Raw genomic sequence first — 26,326 nt, 5'->3', positions numbered from 1 at the left:
CCATGACGCAACACCAGACCATGCTGAATGTATCCAATATCAGTGTGGAATTTGGCGGACTCAAAGCCGTCAGCGATTTCTCCATGCAGGTGAAACAAGGGACTATTCATGCACTGATCGGTCCCAATGGCGCGGGCAAGTCGACCGTTTTCAACTGCATCTCCCGCTTCTACACACCCAACCAGGGCAGCGTGAAATTCATGGGGGAGGATTTGATTCCTCTTCCTGCATCACAGATGGCTGCGCGCGGAATTGCACGGAGTTTTCAGAACCTGGAGCTGTTCTCTGAATTGACTGCGCTAGACAACGTGCTGCTGGGTACACACGCTTTGCAAAAGCAGAGCGTGTTGACGCCGATGCAGAAGTTGTCGCGGCTGTTCACTACGCCAGACAAGCCCGCTACCGAGTTCGCGGAGAGTTTGTTGGAGCGAGTGGGGCTGGCCGATGCGCGCCATGTACTGGCCAAGGATATGAACTTCGGCCACCAGAAGCTGTTGGAACTGGCCCGCGCCATGGCGATTCGACCCAAGTTGCTATTGCTCGACGAGCCGGCCGCTGGTCTGCGAAATAGAGAAATTGAAAGCTTGGATCGAATTCTCAAAGAGATGGTGGCCAAGGACGGGATGACTGTTTTGTTGGTAGAGCATGTGATGCAACTGGTGATGTCAATCTCGGACGAAATAACAGTCTTGGCATTTGGAAAAAAGATTGCCGAGGGCGTGCCCAAGGAAGTCGCCAACAATCCTTTGGTGATTGAAGCTTATCTGGGAACAGACGCAGTCGCGCAAGCGAAAGGGGCGCAATAAGATGCAAGAGATTTCGCTCGAACTATCCTCAGTCAGTGCAGCCTATGGCTCGATTCAGGCGCTGTCCAATATTTCCTTGCAAGTGCCAAAGGGCGAAATTGTGGCTTTGCTTGGCAGCAATGGTGCGGGCAAGACCACGACGCTGAATGTGATCTCGCGCATGGTCCGGCAGACCGCTGGCGAGATCAAGTTTCAAGGTCAGAACATTGGCAAACTGCAATCCGACGATCTGGTGCGCCAGGGTTTGGTACAGGTGCCAGAAGGGCGTCAGGTATTCAAAGACATGAGTGTGTTGGAGAACCTGGAGCTAGGTGCCTATCTGCGACGCGACCGGAACAACTTTGCCAGTGATTTGGACCGCATCTACGACATCTTCCCCAGGTTGTCAGAGCGTAGAAAACAAATGGCCGCCACATTGTCCGGAGGCGAGCAACAAATGCTGGCCATTGGCCGAGCCATTATGGCGAAGCCTCAGGTCATGCTTTTTGATGAACCATCCATGGGGCTGTCACCGCTGCTGGTGCAACACATGTTCAAGGTGATAGAGCAACTGAACCAAACCTACGGCATCACGATTTTGCTGGTGGAACAGAACGTCAAGCTGGCCCTGGGCATATCGTCTTATGGCTACATCCTGGAGAACGGCGAAATTTCGCTGGAAGGCAAGGCGTCCGATCTGGCTAGCAATGAGGCGGTGCGCAAAGCGTACTTGGGGATTTGATGGCACGAGTGCATGGGCATTCTGACCGGGAGTGAGAAGATGAGTACCAGAAGCGAGAAGAGATATGCCTTGGTCACCGGCGGTGCCAGCGGCATGGGTTTGGCCATTGTGGAGCGTTTGGCAGCTGAGGGGCTGCATGTCTATCTGGTTGACAGAGACGAGGCTGCAGCGACTCGCGAAGCCTCTAGGTTGGCGAATGCAGGCTTGCAAGTGGAGGCAAAAATCCTGGATTTGATGGACGAAGCCGCGTCGCGCGAATTGATTGCTGAACTGCCTGCACTGCAGGTGCTGGTGAACAATGCAGGCATTTTTGATGAGCGGGGCTTCTTTGATGTGACCGCGGCTGATTTCCAGCGCATGTACGCAGTAAACATGTTGGCAGTAGCAACCCTTACCCAGGCAGCGGCTCAAAAAATGGCGCCAGGCAGCCGCATCGTCAACATCGCTTCTCGCGCATACCTGGGAGCTAAAAATCATCCTCACTACGTGGCTTCCAAAGCGGCGCTCGTAGGCTACACCAGAGCCTGTGCGATGGAGCTGGCGGCCAAAGACATTCTGGTCAACGCCATCGCTCCTGGCCTGATAGATACGCCACTGCTGCAAGCCCTTACCCCCGAGCGACGTGCCGCCCAGCTTGCGCTGCAACCATCCGGTAGAGCCGGCACGCCTCAGGAAATTGCGGAGGCGGTGGCGTTTTTAGCATCGCCTCGGATGGGGTTCATTACCGGACAGGTCCTCTTTGTCGATGGGGGCAAGTCACTGGGCGGAACGTACGCATAGCAGGGGCCATCTATGAACAGTTCGCAAAAGGCGGAGGCGTCCGTCTACGATGTCATCGTTGTGGGCAGCGGTGCGGCGGGAATGGCGGCAGCCATCACCGCTTGTCTTGAAGGTTTGTCAGTTCTGCTGCTGGAGAAGACGGAGCATATTGGCGGTTCAACCGCTATTTCCGGTGGTGCTATCTGGGTGCCCATGAACGACCAGGCTGAGAAGCTTGGCCACCCTGATTCTGAAGCGAAGGTATGGGAGTACCTGGGAAATGTTCTGGGAGACATTCCAGACCGAGGCCAGATGCAAGCCTATTTGCAGCAAGGACCCCAAGCGCTGGCGTACTTGGAGAAAAACCAGGCGATCCGCTTGAATGGTCGGAGCTATTCGCCTGATTACTATCCGGACCGCGGTGGCGCATCCATGGGAGGGCGGGCTTTGGATCCGGCTGAGTTTGACGCCAGGGCACTGAAACAGCATTTTCGCGAACTCAGAAACCCGCTGCCAGAGTTCACGGTCTTGGGCGGCATGATGATCACGTTGACCGATGCCAAACATCTGCTGCGAGTCACCAAATCACTGGAGTCTTGGCGGCATGGGGTCAAGCTGGTGCTGAGGTACTTTTCTGATCGTTTGAGAGGCTATCACCGGGGCACCAGAACCTTGTTGGGCAACGCCTTGGCGGCTCGCATGTTTGCCCGCCTGTTGGAGCTGAAGATCCCTTTTCGAACCCATGCCAACGTCAGTCAGCTTTTGCAAGATGACAGCGCTGTTCCTGGGCGAGTGACGGGGGTTGAACTGCAAGTGGTGGCAGGCAGGGAGCGGATCCATGCGCGCAAGGGCGTGGTTTTGGCGACAGGCGGATTCCCCTGGAATCCGGCCATGCGTGAAGCCCACTATCCCCACCCTACGGGACCGTACTCCATGTCGCCGATGGGGAACACCGGTGACGGGATTCAGATGGCGCAACGCGTTGGCGGCCACTTGGGGCAAAGCAACAGCAGCCCCGCATTCTGGGCACCCATCTCGGTACTCAAGCGCGCGGACGGTAGCGAGTTACGCTATCCGCACCTGGTTTGGGATCGGGCCAAACCAGGTTTGATCGCAGTGAACGCAGCGGGTTTTCGCTTTGTCAACGAATCCACTTCGTACCACGAATTTGTTTTGGCAATGTACGCGGCGCATAAGCAATCGCCATCCATTCCAGCATTTTTGCTGTGCGATAGCGACTTTGTTGAGACCTGGGGACTGGGGCTGGCGCTTCCCGGGGGGCGCCCTCGCGATCACTTGGTGAAAGCAGGTTACCTGTTCAAGGCTGAGAGTCTGGATGCGCTGGCTGCTAAAGCTGGCATTGATGCGCAAGCCTTGCAGGTAACGGTTCAGCGCTACAACAGTGGAGCGCAGATGGGCGAGGATCCGGATTTTGGCAAAGGCAGTACTGCATATAACCAGTATTTGGGCGATCCGGAGCATCAGCCCAACCCTTGTTTGGCGCCGGTGATGAAAGCGCCGTTCTATGCAGTCAAGGTCTACCCCGGCGATATTGGTACTGCGCTGGGTATTCAGGCGGATGCACATGCCCGAGCTCTGGATGCGTATGGGAAACCCATCCCTGGTTTGTACGTGGCCGGCAATGACCAAAACTCGGTGATGGGGGGCGCTTACCCAGGGCCAGGTATTACCTTGGGACCGGCGTTGACTTTTGGTTGGGCTGCTGCCATGCATATGGCACATGGTTCAACGGAGAAAGCCTGAACTCAAATTCCTCATTTTTACGCTCAACAGGAGACACTCATGAAGATTTATTTTTCACCTGCCTCGCCCTATGTGCGCAAGTGCTTGGTCGTTGCCCATGAGCTGGGCATTGCCGATCAGATCGAAAAGCTGCCCAGCAACGCGCATCCTGTGAATCGAGATCGCGTCATCATTGCTGACAACCCGTTAGGGCAGGTGCCGACGTTCTTCACCGACGAGGGCGCGGTGATCTATGACAGCCGAGTCATTTGCGAGTATCTGAATGCCAAGGCCAATGGCGAACTCTTTCCCGCGGACGGAGCGCTGCGTTGGGATGTATTGACCCAGCAGGCGCTGGCTGACGGCATGCTGGGCGCGTGTTTGATCGCGCGCTATGAAGATGTGGCACGCCCAGAACCGCTACGTTGGGCAGATTGGCGTACCGCTCAATTGGACAAAGTGACTACAGGGCTGGCCTGGATGGAGGCGCATCTGGCTTCGCTCCAAACCATCCAAATCGGCTCCATCTCCTTGGCCTGTTTGCTGGGTTATCTGGATTTCCGCTTTCCCGATTACGCCTGGCGCGCCAATGCGCCTCAAACTGCCCAGTGGTTTGCACAGATGAGCGAGCGAGCTTCTTTCAAAGCGACATTCCCGCACGTTTGAAACTGCATTTCCAAACTCCCGTGAACGCCACCGAAACAAGGTGGCGTTGGTCTTTGTGGCGATCGTCGAGCGGGTGTTGCAGGTTGGAAGAGGCGAGGTTCCGACTAATGGAGTTCAAATCCAATCTCCACGGGGCTTGGAGTTCAGTTGTGGTTGAAGTGGAGTGATCTTTGGACGGAATGAGTTTGTCAATTGACGTTTTCATCTCCGGGTAAACGCCGTATTTTTGCCTGCTAACCAAAAATAGCGCAGCGGGCGCACATGTGAGAATCCTGTCCGTCGTAAGGCTAGGAGATAAGGCATGCAAATTCGCTGCTTGATCTCTCGGTCGTCGCCATTTTGCTGTGTCTGCCGGGCGCTATGTCACTGCTCCTGGCGTGCGTCGAGGTTGGTGGCGTGGATTCGTATCGTCGATACACGCTGCAATGTAAGCCTTAATGCGTTGTTATCACGCATTTTGTCGCCTTGGCGTAACTACCACTTCTTGATCGGCTCAAACATACTCGGCTGGCGCGCTGCCGCAGGAGTGGTGCGCACGGCTGTTTCTATTCTTTTCTATTCATCATCTAGTTGGGGTACCACCATGAAAGCATTGTTTCGAGTAGCTGGCGCGTGGCTTGCTGCATCCATGTTGATCGCGGGTTCGGCGCAGGCGCAGAACACCACGCTGAAAGTCGGCTCAACCACGGCGGGTGCGCCCTTCACCTTTCTCAATACCAAAACCAACCAGATCGACGGTTTGATGGTCGATGTCACCCAGGCCATCAGCAAGGAAGCGGGCTTTGGCGTGCAGATCGAGCCCATGCAGTTCTCTACGCTGATCGCATCGCTCACTTCCAAGCGCATCGACATGATCTCGGCGGCCATGTCGATCACGCCTGAGCGCCTGAAAGTGATCAACTTCTCCAACAAGATCTACAGCTATGGCGAAGGCATTGTCACCACCAAGGCTGACACCAAGGCCTACGTGAGCTGGGACGACATGCAGGGCAAGACCATCGGCGTGCAGGTTGGCTCGTTCTTTGTGGACCCGGTGCAGAAAAGCGGCAAGTTCAAAGAGGTCAAGCTCTATGACTCGGCGGCGGATCTGATGCGCGATGCCAATGCCGGCCGTGTAGACCTGGGTTTGATCGACTACCCGATCGCTGCCTACGCCATTGCCCAAGGCAATTTCCCCAACCTGCACCTGGTGCAAAGCTACAAGCCGACGCTGATGAACAGCGTCGGCATTGGCGTGCGCAAGGACGACGCGGAGCTGATGAAAAAGGTGAACGCCGCCATCGACAAGCTGGTGGCCGATGGCACGGTTGCCAAGCTGGTTGCCAAGTGGGGTCTGTGATCGTCAGCCTGGGCGGGCAGCAGCTGGCTGCCTGCCCAGTCCATGACTTGTCTGGGTATTAAGCCATGTCTGAGTTTTTTAGCAATGCAGCGGAGTTTTTGCCCATCCTGCTGCAAGGTGCCAAGCTGACGGTGCTGGTGACCTTGGGATCGCTGGCGCTGTCGACCGTGCTGGGTCTGGTGTGGGCGGTAATGCGGGTTTCGGGCATCAAGCCGCTGGTGTGGATTGCCACCACGGTGGTGAACGTGGTGCGCAGTATCCCGATCATCGTGATCCTGTTCTACATCTACTTCGTGCTGCCTGATACCGGCATCTCGTTGACCGCTTTGCAGGCCAGTATTCTGGGCTTGGGCGTGGCGTATTCGGCTTACCATGCGGAGAACTTCCGCGCCGGTATCGAAGCCATCGACAAGGGCCAGATGGAAGCGGCCCAATCCATTGGCATGGGCTGGGGCCTGGCCATGCGCCGGGTGGTGTTGCCGCAGGCGCTGAAGATCGTGCTGCCGCCGTACGGCAACATCATGATCATGATGCTCAAGGATTCGTCCCAGGCATCGACCATCACGGTGGCAGAGCTGGCGCTGCAGGGCAAGCTGATTGCGACCTCCACCTTCCAAAATGCCACCGTGTTCACGCTGGTGGCGCTGATGTACATGGTGATGTGCGTACCGCTCATTTTGCTGGTTCGCTATCTGGAAAAGCGAAACGCCAAATGATCAAAGTCGACAATCTGCGCAAAGCCTATGGCGCGCACGAAGTGCTCAAGGGCGTGAACCTGGAGGTGAAGGCCGGCGAGGTGGTTTGCATCATCGGCCCTTCGGGCTCGGGAAAATCCACCATTTTGCGCTGCATGAACGGGCTGGAGACTTACCAGTCCGGGCTGATTACCATCAATGGCGATGAGGTGCACGCGCAATCCAAATCGATCCAAGCCATCCGCATGGAAGCGACCATGGTGTTCCAGCGCTTCAATCTTTTCCCGCACCGCACGGTGTTGGAGAACGTGATTGAAGGGCCGGTTTACGTCAAGAAAGTGCCGCGAGACGAAGCGGTGGTGCAGGCCAAGCAACTGCTCGAAAGCGTGGGCCTGGGCCACAAGACCGACGCTTATCCGCCGCAACTCTCGGGCGGGCAGCAGCAGCGCGTGGCCATTGCACGCGCTCTGGCGATGAAGCCCAAAGTCATCTTGTTTGACGAGCCAACCTCTGCCCTCGACCCTGAGCTGGTGGGCGACGTGCTGGGCGTGATGCGCGACCTGGCCACTACCGGCATGACCATGGTGGTCGTCACCCACGAGATGCAGTTTGCGCGCGAAGTGGCGGACCGGGTGCTGTTTATCGACGGTGGCGTGATCGTCGAGCAAGGCCCTTCCAAAGAAGTGCTGGGCAACCCGCAGCACCCGCGTACGCAAGACTTTTTGCGGCGCGTGCTGCACCCGATGTGATCGGGTAGCGATCAAATGATCAAGCGATGGGCATGCTGGGCATGCCCATTTTTTTGCCCATTTCTGCGCTGACTGCGAAGCTGCAAGCCAGCCTTGCAGTCGAGGCTGCCAGCCGCTATTACTCCTCAATCACCTCATGCACCCCTACGCTGCCACGTTTCCAGTAGGCGGCGGCCTTGGTCCATTTGGGGTGGGCGGCGTATTGGGTGACGAGGGCAGCGCGCAGCGCTTTGGCGGCGCTGGCTTCCAGGGCGACCCAGCAGTAGTAATCGCCTGCTGGAGCGTCGAGTTGCGCCAAGGCTTGCAGCAAGCCCTCGGCCTCGCCAGCGGCGCGGCCATTGCGGTGCACCCAGTGGATTTGGGCGTCTGTGGCGCTGCTCAAGGCCTGCTCGTCAGCAGCGCTTTCCACTTCTACCAACGCGATGGCGCGGGTGCCTGCGGGCAGCTCGGCCAGGCGGCGGGCGATGGCGGGTAGCGATGCGTCGTCGCCGATCAGCAGGTGGCCGTCAAACGCGGTGGGGATGATGAAAGAGCCCCGCGGCCCTGCAATGCCCAGCGGTTGGCCAGGCGCGGCTTGCAGCGCCCAGGCGGTAGCGGGGCCGGCTTCGTGCACGGCAAAGTCGATGGTCAGGGTGTTGGCCTGGGCGTCGTACTGGGTGGGCGTGTAATCGCGCATCTTCTCGCGCAGCTCGGGCGGCAGGCCTTCGCTGCCGGGCGCGGGCAGCTGTAGTTGGCCGCTGGCATCGGGGAAAAGCAGCTTCATGTGGTCGTCAAAACCCAGGCTGGTAAACCCGGCCAGGTCTGGGCTGTGCACCACTACGCGCACCATATGCGGCGTGATGCGGGTGGCCGATTGCACGGTGGTGACGCGCAGTTTGATGTCGTGGCGCGCACGCTGGGGCGTGCGGGCAGCCAGCAGGTCAGCGGAAGCGGGAGTAGGCAGGCTCAGTTGCAAGGGCATGGTCGTCTCGTGTCAAATTAAGATATATCTTAATAATAATTGAGAATCATTCTTGTTTCTGGCGGAGAGCCTGCATTCCCTTGCCTGCAGATGGGTTTATGGAAGGGCTTGCCAGGTAGCGCGACTTGTGCGCAAAAGCAGGTCGTCGCGCAGGTTCAGCTTTGCGGGTGTCCAGCAAACTGTGGGGCGTCGTCGCCGATGCAGAACCAATTGGGCTTGTCGGAAACAAACTCGTGAAATTGGTTGCGCAGGCCCAGATCGTCGTCAAAACAGTGCGCAGCAACGGGAAAGCTGTCGCTGCTGGATGTGACTTCGCCCAGTGCGCTGCCGCAATGTTTGCAAAAACAGCGCTTGTACTGGTAAGGGGCCTCAGGTGCGTAGGTGGTGATGGCGTCTGCTCCGCGCAGCAAGGTGAATGCCTCGCGTTTGACAAAGACAAAGGTGCTGGCGCCAGATTTGCGGCAGCGTGAGCAGTGGCAGGTCCCCATCATCGTGGGTGAGCTCGATAGCGTGAACTGGACAGCCTGGCAGCAGCAGCTTCCTGTGAGCATTTGGACTCCTGATAGTAAAAATAACTACTGTATATAAAAACAGTATATTTGGCAAGGAAACAGCAGCAGTGCGTACAACAGTAACGATTGACGATGCGCTCTATGAAAGGGCGCTGGAACTGGCCGATCCGGGCGTGGACAAGGCAGATTTGTTCAGCGAAGCGCTCAAAACTTTTGTGCGTGTTCGAGCAGTCCGGGAGCTTGCAGCTTGGGGTGGTACGTCCGTCTGATGTTCAGGAGCTGCCAAGTGGCAGTGGCACTGAACGTGAGCCATGAGCCTGCTTGGCTTTCACCACGTTGACCATCTTTCTTCGACGTGGACGCGCTCTTTGCCAAGCCAACTTTGCAATGCTGGTGCCAGCCACTGGCGAGCGTCGCTTTCCGGTCTCAACAATGGGCCATCGATTTTTTGCTGCAGTTCCAAGCCGCTGTGCATGCGCACGATGATGCGTCCAAATGGCATGCGTGGAATGCGCATCAGCTGTACGCTCTGCACTTGCGAGGTCTGTACTGCCAAGCGTTTTGCGTCAGGGTTGAAATCGAGTTGCAGCAACAACACGCCGTCTTTGCATTGCGCCAGTGGCAGGCCGCGCTCGCCTAGCAAATGGGAAACTTGTTTTCGCCGCACGACTCCATAGCAGCCTATAGCGACGAGCAGCACGACCATCGCCAGCAGTGGCCAAGGACTCCATGCTTTCATCAGCGGGCCCGCCACAGGTGTTAGCCAACCCACCGCCATGACAGCGAGGGCAAGGAGCAGGTAGAAACGAAATGAAGGCAATCTGGCTGGCAGCCTCTGCTGGTCTATGTAAGCCCGAGGTGTTGGATGGGCTTCGTTGGCGCTGGGGCGGTAGATGCCTTGCTCGTTGCGATAAACACTTTGCAATGGTCTTGGTTTGCTGGGGGGCACGGTAGTGCTGGCGGGACGAATGTCGGTCTGAATTGGCTCCAGTCCAGCCGCCGTGCGCTGTGCCTGTACCAGGTCCAACCAGCTAAGAACTGCGGGCTCCAGATCCACCCATTTCTCGCCTATCCACTGGACCAGTTTTTGCTCCCTGACTTCACCTGAGCGCAGTAGCAATCGAAGACAGCGGTCGTTGCTGGCACCTGTCAGCTGCACGGCAGCGATGTCCGCTGTTGAGGCGCAGGCGAGGGCTTCGTCGCGACACGCCAAGTTCAGCAACCATTGTTGGTTGACACCTGCACCTTGTTGAGTCAGCAACCAAATGCTGGTATTGCGCCACCGAGCATGCATGAGCCAGTGGCTGATGCCACCAATGACCAAAAGCAAGGCGGCGCTGATATACCAGCCATAGCCAGCAAATTGAGGTGAGACCGTCCCCGCCAGGATAACTAAGAAATGGAGAGCATCATGCTGCCACAGGTGCTGTTGCGGTGCTATGCCATCCAGGCGAATGCCTTGTGCATCGATTTGCAATACCGGTCCGGGCTTGGTTTTGTCCAATGTCAAGGTCTGCACAAGGGTGCTTGGGCTGTACGGCGTGGCGAATAGCAGAGGGGAGAAAGACTGGCTCACACGGCTCCTAGCTTCTTGCACCTAAGGTAGTTGGGGTGAATGCTCTTGGTTGTAAGCCATTCACCGATACCGCTCTGAACCAGTGCGGAACTCGTGGGCAGTCAGACCATGTAGTCGGCTCTAGACGGCCTGTAATCCCGCAAACCACCCCCGCGTAAATGCCTCTTCAAATACTGAATAGCCCGACCAGTCGCTGTGCGCGAAATGCAGGCGGCGTGTGCTGGGCGTGGGCAGGGCGGTGGTGCGTTCGCCGTTGATGGTCTGCGGGCGCGGTTGAGTGGCAGTGCTGTGGCCTATCTGGCTCAGAACGGTTTGTGCACCCGGCTTGGGGATGGCCATGGCGTGGCCGTAGCGCATGGTGTCGACGCGGGTGGTTTTTTCGTAGATGTCGGCGTGGGCGCGGGCCAGGGTGGCCAGGGTTTGGTCGCGCAGCTGGGGCCAGCTGGCGCTGAGCAATTGCTGGCGTGCGGCGCGTGCCGTCTCGCCTTCGCTGGTGCCGCCCAGGGCGCGGTAGCAGGTGAGCACGGTAGGCAGTTGCTGTTGGGCGTTCAGGCGTTGGTGGCCGGCGTTGACGTAGCCGAGGCCGCCGTTGGCCACATCGTCGTAAAGCACGTTGTCCCAGGCCAGTTCGGCACCGGGGCGGTCGCGCAATGGCTCGCGGATGTGCACGTTGCTGACCAGCCAGGGCGCCCAGTCGAGCGCACGCACGGCAGCGTGTAAAAAGTCCGGCGCGTTCTGCACCACACGCGCGGCAATAAAAGTGGGCAGCGCCACGATGCAGTGCGCTGCTTGCCAACGCTCCATGCTTTGCGTGGCGTTGTTGTAGCTGTCGATGACCACGCCGGTCGCTTCTTCGGCAATGCGCAGCACGGTGTGGCCGGTGTGCAGCCAGCCCGCTTGTTGGGCGGGCGCGGCCAGTTGCTCGGCCAGCCAGCCATTGCCTTGCGGCCAGGTGAGCACGCTTTCGTGCTGCTCGTCCTGCGCACCGGGGGCTTGGAAGCCGTGGCGGCTGGCAAAGTAGTGCAGGCCAGCCCAGGCGGAGACATGGGCGCAGCCAGCGCCAAAATCGTCCAGACAGGCGTAGTCCAGATACCAGCACAGATGGGCGTCGTCCAGCTGATGCTGGGCCAGCCAGGCGGCAAAGCTGATGGCATCCAAAGCCTGGTGGGCAGGCGCCAGGCCTTGCTGGAGCCGCCAACTGCGCATGACCGGCATGCTGAAGCGTTGCTCTCGCATGGCCTCTGCCACCAGTTGCGCAAAGCGCTGGTACTGGGCCAGCGTGCTGTCGGCCACATCGTGCACCGGCAGCAGGCCTTCGACCCATTCGCCCTGAAAGAACAAGCGCTCCTGCGGGCTGAAGCACAGGTATTCGTCTTTGTATTGCCAGCGGCCGGCCACGCGCTGGCGCACGCCCAGTTCTTCGAGCAGGTCTTGCACTTCGGGTGCGTCATCGCCGGGCACGGGCAGGTAGTGTGCGCCCAACGGGCAGCGCAGGCCAGCCACACTGCCGCCTCGGCTGTTGCCGCCAGCGCTGTCTTCCAGCTCCAGCAGCGCCGCATCGCTGACGCCTGCCATGCGTAGCGCACGCGCTGCCGACAGCGCGGCAATGCCGCCGCCTGCTATCAGTACCTGTACTTTGTGTGTGCGGCTTGGTGCTGGCAGCGGCAGGCCTTGCTGCAAGCGGTCGCGCATGGCGTGGCCGCGGTCGAGAGATTGGCCGATAAAGCCGCCCGTGATGTGCGCCGTCGACTGGCTGGGTGCAGCGGGCTTGCAGCCTGCTAAAGCACTGCTGGCTGCCAACGCGGCTGCGCTTTTCAGTACGGTGCGGCGTTGCATATCAATGAGAAATTTTTCCCCACTCGCGCTCATAGGTATGCACCAGCACCTGGTTCGACAAGCGGTTTACCTCGGTCGGCACGCGTGCCATGTCCAGCGGAAAATCAAACAGCAGCGGCAGGCTGGGCAGGCTCAAAAAGCGCATGCCTTCGGGCAGCGTGGTGGGCAGGCTCCAGGGGCGGCGGCTGGCGATGACAAAGCCCCATTCGCCAAAGCTGGGCACATGGGCGTGGTAGGGCGTGGCGCTCAGACCGACGGATTCGATGGTGTTCACCACGGTCCAAAAACTCTCGCGCGCAATCAGCGGCGAGGTGGTCTGGATCACCGCAAAGCCGCTGGCTGCCAGGTGTTGGCCGAGCTGGGCGTAAAAGCTGTTGGTGAACAGCTTGCCCACCGCAAAATTGCTGGGGTCGGGGAAGTCCACGATGATCACGTCGAACACCTCGTCGGTCTGCTGCACCCACTGGAAAGCGTCGGCGTTGATGATCTTGACCTTGGGGTTGTTCAGCGCATTGCTGTTGAGCGCCTGCATGCTCGGCACGTTCTGGAACAGATCGGTCATCGCCGGGTCCAGCTCTACCAAGGTGACTGATTCGACGGATGGATACTTCAGCACTTCGCGCACGGCCATGCCGTCGCCACCGCCCAGCACAGCCACTTTGCGGGGCGCGCCGTAGCGGCTCATTACCGGGTGGACCAGGGCTTCGTGGTAGCGGTATTCGTCGCTTTGCGCAAACTGCAGATTGCCGTTGAGGTACAGGCGCGTGCCACGCTTGCCTTGGGTGACGACAATGCGCTGGTAAGGCGTGCTGCGCGTCAGCACGATGGGTTCCTGGTAAAAGTGGTCTTCGGTCAGCGACGTCAGTTTGTCCGCACCCAGCAAGCCTGCCAGCAAAGCGGCAATTACCACCACGCAGGCCAGTACATGGCTGGCATAGCGACGCAGCTCGTGTTTGAAGAGAAACAGCGCCCACACGGCGACCAGCGCGTTCATCAGGCCGAACACCAGGCCGGTGCGGATCAGCCCCAAGTGTGGCACCAGCAGCAGCGGGAAAGCCAGCGAAACGGCCAGTGCGCCCAGGTAGTCGAAAGTGAGTACTTTTGAGACCAGATCGCGCAGCACCACGTTGCGCTTCAAGATGCGCATGACCAGCGGAATCTCCAGCCCCACCAAGGTGCCCACCACCAGCACGCTGCCGTACAGCATCCAGTGGAAAGCGCTGGGCACATAGGCGTTGACCAGCGAGAGCCCGGCAGGCAGCGCGCCGCCCACCAAGGCCACCATCAGTTCGATGCGCAAAAAATGCGCGGGCAGCTCGCGCACCAGGTAGCGCGAGAGCCACGAGCCAATGCCCATGGCGAACAAATAGGTGCCGATGATGGTGGAGAACTGCAGTACCGAATCGCCCAGCAGGTACGAGGCCAGCGCTGCTGCGGCCAGCTCGTACAGCAGGCCGCAGGCGGCCACCACGAACACGCTGAACAGCATGGCTATCTCCAGCGGGCTGGCGCGTTGCGGTGCCTGTTGGGGCGAGCTAAATTCAAGCGTTGCGCTGGCAGTATCGCTGGGCGGGTTAGCAGGAGTGATGGAAGACACGGTGGCGCGGGCCCGCCTGGTGTAGCCAAGCCCTTTGGGGTTCAAAAAGACAGCGCTGCTGGCGCCTGGTAAGCCAGCGCCCGCAGCCCAGAGACAGGCAGCAGAGCGCTTAGCCTATGGCGGCAGCCACGATCAGGCTGATGCCCAGGCACATGGCCGCCACCACCACGCCGAGTGCGAGATTTTGCTTTTCCACAATCTCGTTCCACATGTCGACGGGGGTGATTTTGTCGATGATGATGAAGCAGATCCAGAACACTGCCACACCAATCAGTGCGAACAGGATGGAGCCAAAAAATGCCGCGGGGCGAAACCATTCCAAATCGAACATCGTCACTCTCCTTTTGCTGTGCGCTGCCTTTGCAGCACTGCGTCCATTGCCATGGGCAGGCCGGTAGCACCAGTGGCGCCCGCGCCTGCCAAAAATACCTTGCTATTTGTGGCTGCCGCCGCTGCTGTAACCGCCCCAGGAGCCGCCTGACGAGCGGCTCGAACTACTGCTGCTGCACTTGCTGACATAGCTGGGGTCGGCTGCCATTTTGCGGCGTTCTTCGGCCGCATCGCAACCACTGGGCCAGAGCCAGACCACGAGGAAGAACAAGATAAGCAAGCCGATCACGATTGGCAGGCAGCCCAGTTTGGGCAGCGAAAACTCCGAGCTGCTGGGCTTGAACAGCGCGAGCTGGTCTGTCATGCCGAAAGCGGCGGCCACTGTTTCGGGCGCCAGTTTGCGGCCCATGGACCAGCTCACTTCGCGCCGGTTTTGCTCCATATTGAGCAGCTGCGCCTGCGTGTCGCCACGGGCAAAGTCCACATTGTCCGTTGTGTCGCCGCGCACCACGGGCCAGTAAAACTCGCCCAGCACATAGGTGGTCTCGGCCCGGTAGCGGTAGAGCTTGGTGTAGGTCTGCTTGTTCCAGGTGACCGTGTTGCCGTTGCGGTAATCAGGTGCGCCGGTCAGCGTTTTGACCAAACTCCAGCCGTCGTTGCTGTTCACCAGAAACTGGAAGCCTTGCTGCGCGTGGTAGAGCAGGTACTCGTCCCAGCCAAAGTGTTCGTCGTCGCCCACCTCCACGCCTATGCGGTGCTGAAAACCCACCACCTGCCAGCTGCTGCCAGAAAACTTGCCGCGCTTGCCCAGCGCGATCAGCGGTTTGACGGGCTCGTCCTGCTCGGCCGCGCGCAGCTCGCCACCAATGCCTTGCGATACGTCGATGATGGAGCCGCAGCTCGGGCAGGTCAGGCTTTGCGTGGTTTGCAGCTTGATCTCGATGCGCGCCGCGCAGCGCGGGCAGTTGAAGTGGCGGCCTTTTTCCTTCTTGGCCGATTTGTCTTTGAGCCCGGCAATCTTCAGCGTGTCCAGGCGAATCGGTGCGCCCAGGTAGATGGCTGGCTGCGCTGCGCTGTAGTCGATGGACAGCACCTGGTCGCTCTGGCTGCGCAGCTCCACCACGGTGAAGGGCTTGCCCAGCTCGGGCTGGTGCGGCATTTCGCCTTCGGCCGCCATCAACTGGGCCTGCACCACGCTGGCCACCGAATACTGCACGCCACTGATGGCCACGTTCTGGCCGGGGTGCCAGCGGCCGGCGTCGGGCAGATTGCTGGCGGGCGCCTGGCTTTCGCGGCTCAGTACAAACTGGCCGTTGTCTTCGCTGATGACGGCTATCTCGCCCGCATCAGTGAGCGCCTGCCATTCGTTCCAACTGCCCGCCTCGCCCTGGTACTGAAGGCGGCCCACCAGGCGAAAGCCTTCAGGCGAGCCTTTTTTGCCTGCTTGCTTGGGCAGCTCGCCGGTCTGGCCGAGTTTGAGCGGGCTGTAATCGTTGAAGACCTCGGCCATCTTGCCGATGCGCTTGAGCACCTCGCCGCTGCGCACGATCGAGCTTTGGCAATACGGGCACACCGCGTAGGCCGATTGCGCGCTGGCAAATTCCACCGGCGCACCACAACCCGGGCAGGGTGCGGTGTAGCTGCGTTGCTGGTCGGAGGTCATGTTTTTTTGTTGCTTGTCACCTGCGCTGGCTTTGCCCCTCGCTCAGCCCTGCGCCTGGCTCGCATCATAGCGGGACTGTCTCTTGCATATAGCGCGGCTATGGCAAATTTTGCAACGATCAATTAGACCTTGTTGATGAGAATTACTATCATTTACCCATTGATACCACCCCGCCCAGCGCCCTGATTGCCATGTCCAAAATCCGCAGCATCGTCCAGAACAACCGCCAAACCCTGAGCAAAACCGCCAGCTACTACGTCATCCACATCACGGTGGCAGCTTTGGTGGCTTATGCGGTCACCGGCAATTTGATCGCCTCGCTCACGCTGAGTCTGTTGGAGCCTACGGTGCAGGCCTTTGCCTTCTTCTTCCACGAAAAAGCCTGGCAGCGCTGGAACGCCCGCAAGCAAGCCGCCGCTGACGAAAGCCATGTGGGCATAGCCCATGCAGCCTGAACAACCTCAGCGTTGGTACGACTGGGCATTGCAAAGCCTGGCTGCCATGGCACAAATCGCGTAGTGATTGTGACAAGAGGTAACGCAATTTCGGGTTAGAGTGCGCGCCATGCCGTTTACCCCTTTCCACATGGGCGCCGCCCTGGTGCTCAAGCCCGCCGCCCGTCAGCACTTCAGTTTGTTCGCTTTTGGCGTGGCGCAGATCGTCATGGACATGGAGCCCTTGCTGGGCATGCAGCTGGGCTGGGAGCGCTTGCATGGCTGGACGCACACCATCTTGGGCGCCTTGTTGCTGGCGCCGCTGGCCGTGCTCCTCACCCGTTTGCTTTACCCGCCGATTGCACGTTGGTGGAACCGGCACATGCAGGCTCATCGCCTGCAGTGGCTGGGCATGCCGCTGCCTTTGGTGAGCAAGGCGGTATGGCTGGGCGCAGTGATTGGCACGCTCAGCCATGTGCTGCTCGACGCCTTGATGCATACCGACCTGACCCCGTTTGCCCCTTTCTCCAGCGCCAATCCGGTGCTGGGCTGGGTGTCCATGGACCATGTTTACCAAGGCTGTGCATTGGTAGGCGCCGTGGGCGCTGTGGTGTGGTTGCTGCAGCTGTGGCTGGGCCGCAAAAAAACTGGCTGTTGAGGCGCTGCGCCGGAATACCTTTGTTTGCAGCTAGCGCGCGCCGCTTTGTGCGACAGTAGCGCATCTGTTCTGCCTGTGAAGGAATCTCCATGCCCGCCAAGTCTTTTCGCCTGATGACTGTGCCCGCCTTGTGTGCTGCCGTGCTGGCGCTGCAAGGCTGCGATGTTGTGGGCCCCATCAGCACCAATGCAGTGTTGAGCGACCAGGTGATTGCAGAGAAGACGGCGAACTATTTCAGCAGCACCGAGGCACATGTGCAGGTGTTCGGCTTTGACCGCCAGCGCGAATCCACGCGCTACACGGCGACCTTCCAAGGTAATCGCTACTACTGCAGCATCTACATGAACCAGGTGCGCTGCGATCCTGCGGGGCAGTAAGTTAGATCTCTGGGATTCTTGAGTGCGTAGATGGCGCACGAACTTGGTGCCTGTGTTTGCGTTGAGAGTTTTCGTATTTAGGTGGCGACAGAGCCGCTCATGCTTTGTTGCCAAGTCTTGCCGTACAGGTGTACTGTCTGCGCCTTGGCGTCGCGCCGGATGGCCGGCCCCCTGAGCGGCTCTCTCGCCATTGCGGTTACCAGTTCAGGCATTGCGCGCTCTGCCAAGATCGCCGCGCCTTGCGGCGATTAAGCCTTGCCCAAATTAAACCACCCGGCAGGCCGCGCACCCTCCAGCACTTGCAGCAAATTCGTCGTAGCCATCTCGGCCATGGCATGGCGTGTTTCGTGTGTGGCGGAGCCGATATGCGGCAAGGCCACCACCTTGGGATGGGTGCGCAGCGGAGATTCCAACGGCAGCGGTTCGGTGGCAAAAACGTCGAGGCCGGCGGCGCGGATCTGGTCGGTGTCCAGCGCATGCAGCAAGGCGGCCTCGTCCACAATCGCGCCGCGTGAGCCGTTGATGACGATGGCGCTGGGCTTCATCATTGCAAAGGCTTCGGCGTTCAAGAGGTGCTTGGTTTCGGGCGTGGAAGGCAAGACGGACACCACAAAATCCGCTTCGCGCAGCAAAGTATCTCGCTCCACATAGCGCACATGGCCGGCCAGTGCGCCCAGCTCGGTATCGGGCACCACGCTGCGGTTGTTGTAGAGCACGGGCATGCCAAAGCCCAGCGCGGCGCGCTTGGCCAGTGCCAGGCCGATGCGGCCCATGCCCAGAATGCCGACGGTTTTGCCGTGCACGTCCCAGCCAAACAGCTCTTCGCCAATATTGCGCTGCCATTGGCCCGAGCGCACAAACAGCGCCAGCTCGGGGATGCGGCGGCTGGTGGCCATGAGCAGCGCAAATATGGTGTCGGCCGTGGTTTCGGTCAGCACGCCGGGCGTGTGGCACAGCGCAATGCCCCGTTGTTGCAGGCTGGCGAGCGGGTAGTTGTCCACACCCACGGAGATGCTGGAGATGACGCGCAGCTTGGGCGCCTCGTCCAGCAGTGCATCGGTGATCGGGTAGCTGGAGCCGATCAGCGCCTCGGCCCGGGGCAGAGCAGCAAAAAATGCCTCGCGTTGCGCAGGCACGCGCGGGTTCGCAATGCTTACCTCGTGCACGGCCTGCAGGCGGGCCAACTGGTCATCGGGCAGTTCGCGGAAGACGACGACATTGCGGCGCGTGGACATGGCGGCTCCTCGGTTCAGTAACCGGCGGCAGTCAGCGCTGCGCGAGTGGGCAGGCCTTCGGAATCGCCCAGCACCTGCACTTGCAGTGCGCCAATCCAGCAGCCGCGTTTAACGGCTTCGGGCACGCTCTTGCCATCGAGCAAGCCGCTGATCACGCCTACTGCAAACGCATCGCCAGCGCCCACGGTGTCCACCACTTTTTCTACCGGGCAGCCTTCCACATAACCGGTGCCTGCGCTGGCGTCGTCGTAGTACGCGCCGGCTTCGCCGAGCTTGACGACAACCAGCTTGGCGCCTTGGTCGCGGTAGAACTTGGCAACCGCTTCAGGCGTCTTGTGGCCGGTGAGCAGTTCGCCTTCGGCGAGGCCGGGGAAGACCCAGTCTGCACCGGCTGCCAGCGCGTTGATTTCGCGGCGCATGGTGGCTTCATCCTTCCACAGTGTGGGGCGCAAATTGGGGTCGAACGAGATGCTGCTGCCAGCAGCGCGGGCGATTTCCAGCGTGCGTTTGGCGGTGGCGAGGCTCGTGTCGGAGATGGCGGCAAACACGCCGGTGGCGTGCAGGTGGCGGGCCGATGCGAGCCAGGGCTCGTCAATATCGGCCGGGGTCATCAGGCTGGCGGCCGAGCCTTTGCGGTGGTATTCGACCTGCGGGTCGCTGCCGTCGTCGCTGCGGCCTTTGATCTGGAAGCCGGTTTTCTGCGCCGGGTCGAGCACCACGTGCTCGCAGTGCACGCCTTCGCTCTTCATTTGTTGGATGAGGTAGCGCGCCATCGAATCTGCGCCCAAGCGGCTCGCCCAATGGGTGTTGAAGCCCAGGCGCGCCATGCCGGTAGCCACATTGATCTCGGCGCCCGCAATGCGCTTGGTGAAGAACTCGGCGTTCTCCAGCGGGCCGGGCCGATCGGCGATCAGCAGCATCATGGCTTCGCCGAAGGTCGCAACATCAAAGGTCTTGGTGGTCATGGCTCGGTGTCTCTCTCGTGGGTGTTGTCTTTAGTCGTTTTGTTGTGCGGTCGCGTCGCGCAACACGGCCAGTTCGTGGCGGGTGACGGCCAGCAGGTCGTCGCCGATCAGCGGGTATTCAATGGCGCGTGGCACATCGCCGGGCAGCGCACGCAAGATGGCGCGCCAGGCGGCCGCCGATTCGGCCAGCGGCACTGCTACCCATTTGGCGGGCAGGCGCTGTACGCCCTTGGTGTGCACATAGCCCACGCGGCCGGCAAACAGCTGTGCGGCTTGCAGCGCGCATTCGCCTTGGTAGTGCCAGTTGCCCATGTCAAACGTCATCGGCAGTTGCAGGCCCGCAGCATCAGCGGCGGCAAAAAAGCGCTGCAGCGCTTGCACGGTGCCGGCGGCTACGGTCTGGTCGTTCTCGATCAGCAGCGTGATGTGGGCCGCCTCAATGGCTTGCTTCAAATGGGCAAAGCCTTGCGCCGAGTGCGCGACCGATTGCTTGGCAAAGCCGCCGATCGACATCTTCAGCCAGCTGGCGCCCAGGCTTTGGCTGGCGCTGATGGCGTGTTGCAGCACAGCGGTGTCGAGCTGGCCGTCCATGGCAAACAGCGGTTGCGGGCAGGAGTAAACCACGTCGAGCTGGTGCTCGCGTGCGAAAGCGGCCAAGGCGGGCAGTTCTTGCGCGGCATTGTTCAGCAGCTCTTCGCGCACCTCAAAGCCGTTCACGCCGGCGGCGTGTGACAGCTGGGCAAAGTACAGCTGGCCGTGGCGGCGCACTTCGGCATTGCCGAACGAGGTGAGCGAGATGAGCGCCGGAGCGCCCGCGTTTTGCAAAGACAAGGCCATGGTGTGGGTTCGGGGTGTGGCCGTTGGCGCCCATCTACCAAGCGCAAGCAGCTATCAAAACAGTAGTATCAGGACCAGCGATCAGTGGTTACTCAAGATCTGGCCGAGGAACTGCTGGGTCTTGGGATTCTGGGGGTTGTCAAAGAACTCGGCGGGCGGGCCTTGTTCGATGATCTTGCCGTCGGCCATGAAGATCACGCGGTCGGCCACGCTGCGGGCAAAGCCCATTTCGTGGGTGACGCAGAGCATGGTCATGCCGTCTTCAGCCAGGCCGATCATGGTGTCGAGCACTTCCTTGACCATCTCGGGGTCGAGCGCGGAGGTGGGCTCGTCAAACAGCATGATTTTGGGGGCCATGCACAGCGCACGCGCAATGGCCACGCGCTGCTGCTGGCCGCCCGAGAGCTGGCTGGGGTATTTGCCGGCCTGGTCGGGGATGCGCACGCGAGTCAGGTACTTCATTGCGCGTTCTTCGGCTTCGGCCTTGGACAGACCGCGCGAGCGCATCGGCGCCAGCATGCAGTTTTCCAGAATCGTCAGGTGCGGAAACAGGTTGAACTGCTGGAACACCATGCCCACTTCCTTGCGGATGGTGTCGATGGCTTTGCTGTCGCCTGTCAGGTCGGTGCCGTCCACCGTGATCTTGCCTTTTTGGATGGCTTCGAGCCGGTTGATGCAGCGGATCATCGTCGACTTGCCCGAGCCCGAAGGCCCGCAGATGACGATACGTTCCCCGGCGCGCACGTCGAGGTTGATATCGGTCAGCACCTGAAAGTTGCCATACCATTTCTCCACGCCTTGCAGGCGAATGATGGGCTGGTCAGCAGGGGTGGTCATGGTCTAACTCCGCGGGGTTTTCAGTTCAAATCAGGCAGACAGCAGGGCTTGCTTAGTCCAGCTTCGGCAGGTCAGCGCCGAGCCACTTTTGGTACAGCTTGTTCAGCTCGCCGTTGGCGGTGTTCTTGGCGATGAATTCGTTCACCGCTGCTGCCACTTCGTCCTGGCCGGGGCGCAGGGCCACAGCCATGTTTTGTTGCAGCAGTTGGAACTTGCTTTCGAACTGGCCAGCAGGTGCCCGCTTGGCGATTTGGGCTGCCACGGTGACCGAGCAGCCGATGGCGTCGACCTGGCCCGACAGCAGGGCTTGCATGGCCGATGCGTCGTCGTCAAAGCGGCGGATTTGCGTGCCTTCGGGCGCAACCTTGGTCACAGCCACGTCTTGCGTGGACGCACGGGCCACGCCCACGCGCAGACCCTTGAGGTTTTCTGGGCCCTTGATGGCCGTCTTGGTGGCGCCGTACAGCACGATCGAAGCGGCCGAGTAAGGCTTGGAGAACAGCACCTGCTTGGCGCGCTCGGGCGTGATGGCCAGCGAGGCGATCAGCATGTCGACCTTGTTGGTCAGCAGGAAGGGAATGCGGTTGGGGCCGGTCACGGGCACGATCTCGGCCGTCACGCCCCATTCCTTGGCCAGCAGCTTGGCCACGTCGGCGTCGTAGCCGTCAGGCTGGTTGCTGCTGTTCAAAATGCCGTAGGGCGGAAAGTCGACCAGCATGCCGATGCTGATCTTGCCCTTTTTCTTCAGATCGGCCAGCGATTGGGCCGAAGCGGTGAGGGGCAGCAGGGCGCTGGCGGCCAGGGCAGCAGCGGCAGAGGTGAAAGTGCGACGAGAAATTTGCATGGCGATGTCTCCTTCGGGGTTAAAACAGACAAGTACGAACAATAAAAATCAACGTGCCGTTGCCTTGGCGTTGCGCTTTTCCAGGCGGCCTGCCCACAGCGACAATGGCCAGCACAGGATGAAGTACACCGCGCCCACCACGCCGAACACCAGCATTGGCTGGAAGGTGGCGTTGTTGATGATCTGGCCGGCGCGTGTCACCTCGGTAAAGCCGATGATGGCGGCGAGCGAGGTGCCCTTGATGATCTGCACCAGGTAGCCTACGGTGGGCGCGACGGCAATCTTCATGGCTTGCGGCAGCACGACATCGCGCATGCGGTCAAAGTACGACAGCGAGAGCGCATCAGCCGCTTCCCACTGGCCGCGTGGTACGGCCTGGATGCAGCCGCGCCAGATTTCGCCGAGAAAAGCGCCGCTGTTCAAAATCAACGCGGCGGCCGCTGCCACCCAGGGGTTGATCTCAAAGCCCAGAATCGGTGCGCCAAAGAACACCAGAAACAGCTGCAGCAACAGCGGCGTTCCCTGGAAAATTTGGGTGAAAAACGTGGCGATGCCGCGCGCGAGCTTGTTGTCAGACGTGCGCGAGAGCGCCACGATCAAACCGACAATCGCACCGCCCACAAAGGCGATGGCCGACAGCGCAATCGTCCACTTGGCTGCTTCTACGATGAACCACAGCTCGGGCCAACCAAAAGCACGCATATCTTGTTCTCCTTATGGTGGCGGGTTCAGCGACGGTCGGGGTAGTTCAGGAACATCTGGAAGATGAGCTTGAACAGCAGGTTGAAGGCCAGCGACAGCGCCAGATAGATGATGGCGACGACGATGTAGACCTCGAAACTGCGGAAGGTTTCGGACTGGATGTTGGCGGCCACCGAGGTCAGGTCGTCGGCCGAGATCACCGACACCACGGCCGAGCTCAGCATCAGCAAGATGAACTGGCTGGTGAGCGCGGGGTAAATGGTTTTGAGCGCGGGCTTCAGGATGACGAAGCGGAAGATCTCCCAGCGCTTGAGATCGAGCGCCAGGCCGGCCTCGATCTGGCCCTTGGGAATGGATTCGATGCCGGCGCGGATGATCTCGGTGGCGTAGGCGCCCAGGTTCACCACCATGGCTACCAGGGCGGCCGTTTGGGGCGACCAGCGCAGACCGATGGCTGGCAGCGCAAAGAAGAAGAAAAACAGCTGCACCAGAAACGGCGTGTTGCGGATCAGCTCGATATAGGCGTTGATGACAAAGCGCAGCGCTGCCGGGCCCGAGGTCTTGCCCCAGGCGCAGAAGATGGCCACCACCAGGCCCAGGGCCATGGCCAGAAATGACAGCTGGATGGTCACCCAGGTGCCTTGCAAAAGCTGCGGCCAGGCGGCCAGCACCTGGTCGAATTGGAACGTGTAGTTCATGGCGATGCGTCGCTTTGAAACCGGTTTCAGTGCCAGGCAGTGTAATCGCAGGTTACGGATTGGTTACTAGGGTTTGCCCTAGTTTGGTGCGTAACCGGGTTTTTTCTGTTGAGAAATCAAGCTTTTGCAGCGGCAGTCGAGCCGCGCACAATGATGGTGCCCGGTAACTCGACTTTTCTGGCCGGGCTTTGCAAGCCCTGGATGCGCTCGATCAGGCAGTTGGCGGCGGCCTGGCCCAGCGCGTCGGTGGGCTGGGCCACCGTGGTGAGGCCCGGGCCCACCAGCGCGGCCCAGTCGGTTTCGTCAATGCCGATCACGCCCAGCTCGCGCCCGGGCACCCAGCCCAGCGCATGTACGGCGGTGGCCACGCGCAGGCTGGCAACGCCATTGCTGGTTAGCACAGCTGGCCGGTGGCCAGACTGCAGCGCCGCCTGGTGCCATTGCTGCAATTGCAGTTGTAGATCGGCAGCATTGCTGGCCGTGCTTTCCCACACGGCGCCACGCATGGCGTTGGTTTGTTCCAGGTAACGCAAAAACGCCTGTTGGCGCGCGGTGCGCGAGCTGACGCTGGCAATCGGCTCGGTGACCAGCAGCACATCGTCAAAGCCCTGGGCTTGCAGATGCTCCATGGCGAGCCGGATCACGCCGGGGTTATCCACAGACACGAAATCGGCGTTCAGCCCGTCTTGAAAACGGTCTACCAGCACGATGGGCTTGCCGTGCAACTGCGCGTCTTGCCACAGCTGGGCGCCGGTGTCGACGCGGTTCAAGATCATGCCGTCGAGCTGGTAGGCCGACAGCGCATGCATGGCGTCGCGCTCGCGCCCGGCCTCGTTGCCCAGGTTGAACAGCACCAGCAGGTAGCCAGCGGCCTGGCAGGCTTTTTCTGCGCCTTGCAGCACGGCCACCGAGAAAGGGTTGGTCACATCGGCCACGGCCAGACCGATCAGGCGCGTGCGCCCGTGCTTGAGCGCCTGCGCCATGGCGCTGGGGCGGTAGTGCAGCTTGGCAATGGCCTGTTGCACGCGCTCCACCATGTCGGGCGTGAGGATGTCGGTGCGGCCGTTGAGGTAGCGCGACACCGTGGCCTTGGATACCTGGGCCGCCTCTGCCACATCGGCAATCGTGGCCCGGGCTTTGGCGCGAGGCGCTGCGGGGGCGGTTGCGCCTGAGCGTGGGCTGGAGTGGGAGGAGAGAGGCACGGACGGTTCCAAACAGAGGTTTCCAGGCGCTGCATGCGCCATGGCTGCGATGGTAGCGCCGAAAGCCGGGCAGCGCTGCATGCGATGGTTGCAGGCGCAGCCAAATTCGTCGCCTGCGCGGCAGCCGAAGCGGCAGGCAACGCTGTGGATAATTTTGTGCAATGTTGGGGCCGTTGCGCTGTCAACTCCCTACGATCTTCCTCTGGCGGAGAAATTCACACCGGGAACACGGTTTCTGTGGATAAGTTAATTTTGTAGCAACTTAGTCAAGTGTTGCGTGGGCTTGCAGCAGGCAGTCGATGAAGGCCTGCGCCACCCGGCTCGGAGCGGGCGACAGGCGCCACATGGCCACAAATTGGCACTGGTAGTGGAACTGCTCGGGCCGGATGGCCTGCATCAGGCCTTGCTGCTCGAAACGGGCCGCATAGTGGTCGGGCAAAAAGCCCAGAAAGCAGCCCGAGAGGATCAGCGTGGCGATGGATTCCTGGTCAAAACCAGTGGCGGCACGCGGCAGGCGCACGCTGTGCGACAGCTCCATATTGGGCGAGTGGTAGCCCAGGCCGGCAAACGGGTAGCGGCGCAGCTGCTCCCAACTGAGTTGGCTGTGCTCGGCCTGCCACAAGTCATGGCCGGCGGCGCAGTACAGCAGCATGTGTTCGCCAAACAGATCGCGGTACACCAGGCTGGCCGAGCTGCGGTGCGCGGGGATGATGCCGATGTGAAAACGCCCGTCCATCAGCCCGCGCTCGATGGCGTTGATCGAGCTCACGTGCAGCTGCAGGTTCACATCGGGCGCCTGCTGGTGGAACTGCGCAATGGCGCGGTGGATCTGCGCTTGCGGGTTGCTCACCGTTTTGTCGAAAACCGCGATCTCCAGGTTGCCGCCCATGCGGGCGTGGATGTCGTCAATCCGGCTGCGAAACAGATCCACGCCGCCCAGCAGTTGCAAGGTGGCCTCGTACACCTGGTGGCCCTCGGGCGTGAGCGCAAAACCGGCGCGGCCCCGGCGGCACAGCACCATGCCCAGGCGCGTTTCCAGGTCCTTCATGTGGCGGCTGAGTGTGGAGCTGCCAATGTTCAGCTCCAGCTCGGCGGCCGACATGCCGCCGCACTCGACCACGCTCTTGAAGATATGCAGCAAGCGCAAATCCATATCGCTGAGCTGGCCCAGCACGGCGCGAGCACGGGTTTTGGCGGGCGAAGGAGTGGGGGCAACCATAGCGCCAGAGCTTAGCGGCTTTTGGGCGCTGTGCGGGCGCGGTGGCGCGCTGTGTCGGCGAGCTCAGAAATACCCCCAGGTGGTTGCAAGGACATGGCTGGAGGGCGAGGGGTCTGTTAACAGTTTGCGACAAGCAAGCTGGTGTCTGTTCACTTTCGCAGCGTGGCAAAGCGGGAATGGTCGAGGCCCGAACACAGATTTCCGGTCGTTGAAAACAGCAGGTAAAGCCAGCGCTCTTGCTCTGTAGGTGACAAAATATATTGATATGAATCAATACAATTGCTTGCAAATAAAAGCGTAATCAATCTCAATCACCGCATTTATCAGCTCAAAGGAAAATCTAACAACAGCCGGTGAGAGGTGTG

The 26,326-nt window shown here is 60.4% G+C and carries 28 protein-coding genes; 12 read left to right on the top strand and 16 right to left on the bottom strand.

The genetic code is table 11. The features are described from left to right. Nucleotides 1–2 precede the first annotated feature (2 nt). The 8 genes from ACFIQF_RS05510 (at nt 3) to ACFIQF_RS05475 (ending at nt 7,478) form a co-directional block, all read left to right on the top strand. Nucleotides 3–806, top strand: a complete 804-nt coding sequence (locus ACFIQF_RS05510; RefSeq protein ID WP_393940900.1) for an ABC transporter ATP-binding protein — start codon at nt 3–5, stop codon at nt 804–806. 1 nt (nt 807) lies between these two features. Continuing rightward, entirely contained in the window at nt 808–1,527 is a 720-nt protein-coding gene (locus ACFIQF_RS05505) for an ABC transporter ATP-binding protein (protein ID WP_393940899.1), read from the top strand. Between the two features lie 12 nt (nt 1,528–1,539). Beyond that, nucleotides 1,540–2,307, top strand: a complete 768-nt coding sequence (locus ACFIQF_RS05500; protein ID WP_393940897.1) for an SDR family NAD(P)-dependent oxidoreductase — start codon at nt 1,540–1,542, stop codon at nt 2,305–2,307. A gap of 12 nt (nt 2,308–2,319) precedes the next feature. Beyond that, a complete protein-coding gene (locus ACFIQF_RS05495; protein WP_393940895.1) occupies nt 2,320–4,050 on the top strand; it encodes an FAD-dependent oxidoreductase in 1,731 nt (576 codons plus the stop codon). A gap of 39 nt (nt 4,051–4,089) precedes the next feature. After that, nucleotides 4,090–4,695, top strand: coding sequence for a glutathione S-transferase (locus tag ACFIQF_RS05490; protein ID WP_393940893.1), 606 nt, complete (start codon nt 4,090–4,092; stop codon nt 4,693–4,695). Between the two features lie 583 nt (nt 4,696–5,278). Next, nucleotides 5,279–6,034 (top strand): ABC transporter substrate-binding protein, encoded by a 756-nt coding sequence (locus tag ACFIQF_RS05485; RefSeq protein WP_393940892.1) that lies wholly within the window; start codon nt 5,279–5,281, stop codon nt 6,032–6,034. Between the two features lie 65 nt (nt 6,035–6,099). Beyond that, on the top strand, nt 6,100–6,750 hold the full coding sequence (locus ACFIQF_RS05480; protein ID WP_393940890.1) for an amino acid ABC transporter permease: 651 nt from the start codon (nt 6,100–6,102) through the stop codon (nt 6,748–6,750). After that, the gene (locus ACFIQF_RS05475) at nt 6,747–7,478 is read left to right on the top strand and encodes an amino acid ABC transporter ATP-binding protein (RefSeq protein ID WP_393940889.1); all 732 of its coding nucleotides are present in this window, start codon (nt 6,747–6,749) and stop codon (nt 7,476–7,478) included. Before ACFIQF_RS05480 ends, ACFIQF_RS05475 begins: the two co-directional genes overlap by 4 nt. A 118-nt stretch (nt 7,479–7,596) precedes the next feature. Here ACFIQF_RS05475 and ACFIQF_RS05470 read toward each other — a convergent pair whose 3' ends face one another. Next, on the bottom strand, nt 7,597–8,439 hold the full coding sequence (locus ACFIQF_RS05470) for a siderophore-interacting protein (RefSeq protein ID WP_393940888.1): 843 nt from the start codon (nt 8,437–8,439) through the stop codon (nt 7,597–7,599). 155 nt (nt 8,440–8,594) lie between these two features. Beyond that, on the bottom strand, nt 8,595–8,990 hold the full coding sequence (locus ACFIQF_RS05465; protein WP_393940886.1) for a GFA family protein: 396 nt from the start codon (nt 8,988–8,990) through the stop codon (nt 8,595–8,597). Nucleotides 8,991–9,058: 68 nt separating this feature from the next. On the opposite strand from ACFIQF_RS05465, the gene ACFIQF_RS05460 reads away from it, so the two are divergent. Beyond that, nucleotides 9,059–9,220 carry a type II toxin-antitoxin system VapB family antitoxin gene (locus ACFIQF_RS05460; protein ID WP_393940884.1) on the top strand — a complete coding sequence of 54 codons (162 nt, stop codon included), beginning with the start codon at nt 9,059–9,061 and terminating at the stop codon, nt 9,218–9,220. A gap of 59 nt (nt 9,221–9,279) precedes the next feature. Here the strand turns inward: ACFIQF_RS05460 and ACFIQF_RS05455 are convergent, their stop codons facing one another. The 5 genes from ACFIQF_RS05455 to ACFIQF_RS05435 all read right to left on the bottom strand — a co-directional run bounded on the left by ACFIQF_RS05455 (nt 9,280) and on the right by ACFIQF_RS05435 (nt 15,953). Further along, nucleotides 9,280–10,527, bottom strand: coding sequence for a hypothetical protein (locus tag ACFIQF_RS05455; RefSeq protein WP_393940883.1), 1,248 nt, complete (start codon nt 10,525–10,527; stop codon nt 9,280–9,282). 120 nt (nt 10,528–10,647) lie between these two features. Beyond that, a complete protein-coding gene (locus ACFIQF_RS05450) occupies nt 10,648–12,363 on the bottom strand; it encodes an NAD(P)-binding protein (protein WP_393940881.1) in 1,716 nt (571 codons plus the stop codon). 1 nt (nt 12,364) lies between these two features. Further along, the gene (locus ACFIQF_RS05445; protein WP_393941194.1) at nt 12,365–13,852 is read right to left on the bottom strand and encodes a polyamine aminopropyltransferase; all 1,488 of its coding nucleotides are present in this window, start codon (nt 13,850–13,852) and stop codon (nt 12,365–12,367) included. Nucleotides 13,853–14,069: 217 nt separating this feature from the next. Beyond that, nucleotides 14,070–14,291, bottom strand: coding sequence for a DUF350 domain-containing protein (locus ACFIQF_RS05440; protein ID WP_393940880.1), 222 nt, complete (start codon nt 14,289–14,291; stop codon nt 14,070–14,072). Nucleotides 14,292–14,393: 102 nt separating this feature from the next. Then, nucleotides 14,394–15,953, bottom strand: a complete 1,560-nt coding sequence (locus tag ACFIQF_RS05435) for a DUF4178 domain-containing protein (RefSeq protein ID WP_393940879.1) — start codon at nt 15,951–15,953, stop codon at nt 14,394–14,396. A 191-nt stretch (nt 15,954–16,144) separates the two neighbouring features. Between ACFIQF_RS05435 and ACFIQF_RS05430 the strand changes: the two genes are divergently transcribed. From ACFIQF_RS05430 to ACFIQF_RS05420, 3 genes are all read left to right on the top strand, one after another. Further along, nucleotides 16,145–16,408, top strand: coding sequence for a DUF2061 domain-containing protein (locus ACFIQF_RS05430; RefSeq protein ID WP_393940877.1), 264 nt, complete (start codon nt 16,145–16,147; stop codon nt 16,406–16,408). Nucleotides 16,409–16,517: 109 nt separating this feature from the next. After that, complete coding sequence (locus ACFIQF_RS05425) at nt 16,518–17,045, top strand: DUF4184 family protein (protein WP_393940876.1); 528 nt, start codon at nt 16,518–16,520, stop codon at nt 17,043–17,045. Between the two features lie 89 nt (nt 17,046–17,134). Continuing rightward, nucleotides 17,135–17,422, top strand: a complete 288-nt coding sequence (locus ACFIQF_RS05420) for a hypothetical protein (RefSeq protein ID WP_393940874.1) — start codon at nt 17,135–17,137, stop codon at nt 17,420–17,422. Between the two features lie 248 nt (nt 17,423–17,670). Here the strand turns inward: ACFIQF_RS05420 and ACFIQF_RS05415 are convergent, their stop codons facing one another. The 9 genes from ACFIQF_RS05415 to ACFIQF_RS05375 all read right to left on the bottom strand — a co-directional run bounded on the left by ACFIQF_RS05415 (nt 17,671) and on the right by ACFIQF_RS05375 (nt 25,961). Continuing rightward, nucleotides 17,671–18,657 carry a 2-hydroxyacid dehydrogenase gene (locus ACFIQF_RS05415; protein WP_393940872.1) on the bottom strand — a complete coding sequence of 329 codons (987 nt, stop codon included), beginning with the start codon at nt 18,655–18,657 and terminating at the stop codon, nt 17,671–17,673. A 14-nt stretch (nt 18,658–18,671) separates the two neighbouring features. Continuing rightward, nucleotides 18,672–19,622: a sugar kinase gene (locus ACFIQF_RS05410; protein WP_393940871.1), complete on the bottom strand. Its 951-nt coding sequence runs from the start codon at nt 19,620–19,622 to the stop codon at nt 18,672–18,674. 30 nt (nt 19,623–19,652) lie between these two features. Continuing rightward, nucleotides 19,653–20,459, bottom strand: a complete 807-nt coding sequence (locus tag ACFIQF_RS05405; RefSeq protein ID WP_393940869.1) for a sugar phosphate isomerase/epimerase family protein — start codon at nt 20,457–20,459, stop codon at nt 19,653–19,655. Nucleotides 20,460–20,540: 81 nt separating this feature from the next. Next, the gene (locus tag ACFIQF_RS05400; RefSeq protein WP_393940867.1) at nt 20,541–21,296 is read right to left on the bottom strand and encodes an amino acid ABC transporter ATP-binding protein; all 756 of its coding nucleotides are present in this window, start codon (nt 21,294–21,296) and stop codon (nt 20,541–20,543) included. 52 nt (nt 21,297–21,348) lie between these two features. Further along, complete coding sequence (locus tag ACFIQF_RS05395; RefSeq protein WP_393940866.1) at nt 21,349–22,140, bottom strand: transporter substrate-binding domain-containing protein; 792 nt, start codon at nt 22,138–22,140, stop codon at nt 21,349–21,351. Between the two features lie 48 nt (nt 22,141–22,188). Continuing rightward, entirely contained in the window at nt 22,189–22,842 is a 654-nt protein-coding gene (locus ACFIQF_RS05390) for an amino acid ABC transporter permease (protein ID WP_393940864.1), read from the bottom strand. 26 nt (nt 22,843–22,868) lie between these two features. Then, nucleotides 22,869–23,540 (bottom strand): amino acid ABC transporter permease, encoded by a 672-nt coding sequence (locus tag ACFIQF_RS05385; protein ID WP_393940863.1) that lies wholly within the window; start codon nt 23,538–23,540, stop codon nt 22,869–22,871. Nucleotides 23,541–23,656: 116 nt separating this feature from the next. Next, the gene (locus ACFIQF_RS05380; RefSeq protein ID WP_393940862.1) at nt 23,657–24,742 is read right to left on the bottom strand and encodes a LacI family DNA-binding transcriptional regulator; all 1,086 of its coding nucleotides are present in this window, start codon (nt 24,740–24,742) and stop codon (nt 23,657–23,659) included. 262 nt (nt 24,743–25,004) lie between these two features. Next, a complete protein-coding gene (locus ACFIQF_RS05375) occupies nt 25,005–25,961 on the bottom strand; it encodes a LysR family transcriptional regulator (protein ID WP_393940860.1) in 957 nt (318 codons plus the stop codon). Nucleotides 25,962–26,326 lie beyond the last annotated feature (365 nt).

Origin of the sequence: Comamonas trifloxystrobinivorans, assembly GCF_043359985.1 — a bacterium.
GTDB classification, from domain to species: domain Bacteria; phylum Pseudomonadota; class Gammaproteobacteria; order Burkholderiales; family Burkholderiaceae_C; genus Comamonas; species Comamonas trifloxystrobinivorans.
Note: the sequence above shows the minus strand (reverse complement) of the source record. Positions and strands in the feature narration are given on the sequence as shown.

Excerpts from the sequence above, each read along its gene's own strand:
- ACFIQF_RS05510 (WP_393940900.1), top strand. The coding sequence starts at position 3 with ATGACGCAACACCAGACCATGCTGAATGTATCCAATATCAGTGTGGAA.
- ACFIQF_RS05505 (WP_393940899.1), top strand. The coding sequence starts at position 808 with ATGCAAGAGATTTCGCTCGAACTATCCTCAGTCAGTGCAGCCTATGGC.
- ACFIQF_RS05500 (WP_393940897.1), top strand. The coding sequence starts at position 1,540 with ATGGGCATTCTGACCGGGAGTGAGAAGATGAGTACCAGAAGCGAGAAG.
- ACFIQF_RS05495 (WP_393940895.1), top strand. The coding sequence starts at position 2,320 with ATGAACAGTTCGCAAAAGGCGGAGGCGTCCGTCTACGATGTCATCGTT.
- ACFIQF_RS05490 (WP_393940893.1), top strand. The coding sequence starts at position 4,090 with ATGAAGATTTATTTTTCACCTGCCTCGCCCTATGTGCGCAAGTGCTTG.
- ACFIQF_RS05485 (WP_393940892.1), top strand. The coding sequence starts at position 5,279 with ATGAAAGCATTGTTTCGAGTAGCTGGCGCGTGGCTTGCTGCATCCATG.
- ACFIQF_RS05480 (WP_393940890.1), top strand. The coding sequence starts at position 6,100 with ATGTCTGAGTTTTTTAGCAATGCAGCGGAGTTTTTGCCCATCCTGCTG.
- ACFIQF_RS05475 (WP_393940889.1), top strand. The coding sequence starts at position 6,747 with ATGATCAAAGTCGACAATCTGCGCAAAGCCTATGGCGCGCACGAAGTG.
- ACFIQF_RS05470 (WP_393940888.1), bottom strand. The coding sequence starts at position 8,439 with ATGCCCTTGCAACTGAGCCTGCCTACTCCCGCTTCCGCTGACCTGCTG.
- ACFIQF_RS05465 (WP_393940886.1), bottom strand. The coding sequence starts at position 8,990 with ATGCTCACAGGAAGCTGCTGCTGCCAGGCTGTCCAGTTCACGCTATCG.
- ACFIQF_RS05450 (WP_393940881.1), bottom strand. The coding sequence starts at position 12,363 with ATGCAACGCCGCACCGTACTGAAAAGCGCAGCCGCGTTGGCAGCCAGC.
- ACFIQF_RS05445 (WP_393941194.1), bottom strand. The coding sequence starts at position 13,852 with ATGCTGTTCAGCGTGTTCGTGGTGGCCGCCTGCGGCCTGCTGTACGAG.
- ACFIQF_RS05440 (WP_393940880.1), bottom strand. The coding sequence starts at position 14,291 with ATGTTCGATTTGGAATGGTTTCGCCCCGCGGCATTTTTTGGCTCCATC.
- ACFIQF_RS05435 (WP_393940879.1), bottom strand. The coding sequence starts at position 15,953 with ATGACCTCCGACCAGCAACGCAGCTACACCGCACCCTGCCCGGGTTGT.
- ACFIQF_RS05430 (WP_393940877.1), top strand. The coding sequence starts at position 16,145 with ATGTCCAAAATCCGCAGCATCGTCCAGAACAACCGCCAAACCCTGAGC.
- ACFIQF_RS05425 (WP_393940876.1), top strand. The coding sequence starts at position 16,518 with ATGCCGTTTACCCCTTTCCACATGGGCGCCGCCCTGGTGCTCAAGCCC.
- ACFIQF_RS05420 (WP_393940874.1), top strand. The coding sequence starts at position 17,135 with ATGCCCGCCAAGTCTTTTCGCCTGATGACTGTGCCCGCCTTGTGTGCT.
- ACFIQF_RS05415 (WP_393940872.1), bottom strand. The coding sequence starts at position 18,657 with ATGTCCACGCGCCGCAATGTCGTCGTCTTCCGCGAACTGCCCGATGAC.
- ACFIQF_RS05410 (WP_393940871.1), bottom strand. The coding sequence starts at position 19,622 with ATGACCACCAAGACCTTTGATGTTGCGACCTTCGGCGAAGCCATGATG.
- ACFIQF_RS05405 (WP_393940869.1), bottom strand. The coding sequence starts at position 20,459 with ATGGCCTTGTCTTTGCAAAACGCGGGCGCTCCGGCGCTCATCTCGCTC.
- ACFIQF_RS05400 (WP_393940867.1), bottom strand. The coding sequence starts at position 21,296 with ATGACCACCCCTGCTGACCAGCCCATCATTCGCCTGCAAGGCGTGGAG.
- ACFIQF_RS05395 (WP_393940866.1), bottom strand. The coding sequence starts at position 22,140 with ATGCAAATTTCTCGTCGCACTTTCACCTCTGCCGCTGCTGCCCTGGCC.
- ACFIQF_RS05390 (WP_393940864.1), bottom strand. The coding sequence starts at position 22,842 with ATGCGTGCTTTTGGTTGGCCCGAGCTGTGGTTCATCGTAGAAGCAGCC.
- ACFIQF_RS05385 (WP_393940863.1), bottom strand. The coding sequence starts at position 23,540 with ATGAACTACACGTTCCAATTCGACCAGGTGCTGGCCGCCTGGCCGCAG.
- ACFIQF_RS05375 (WP_393940860.1), bottom strand. The coding sequence starts at position 25,961 with ATGGTTGCCCCCACTCCTTCGCCCGCCAAAACCCGTGCTCGCGCCGTG.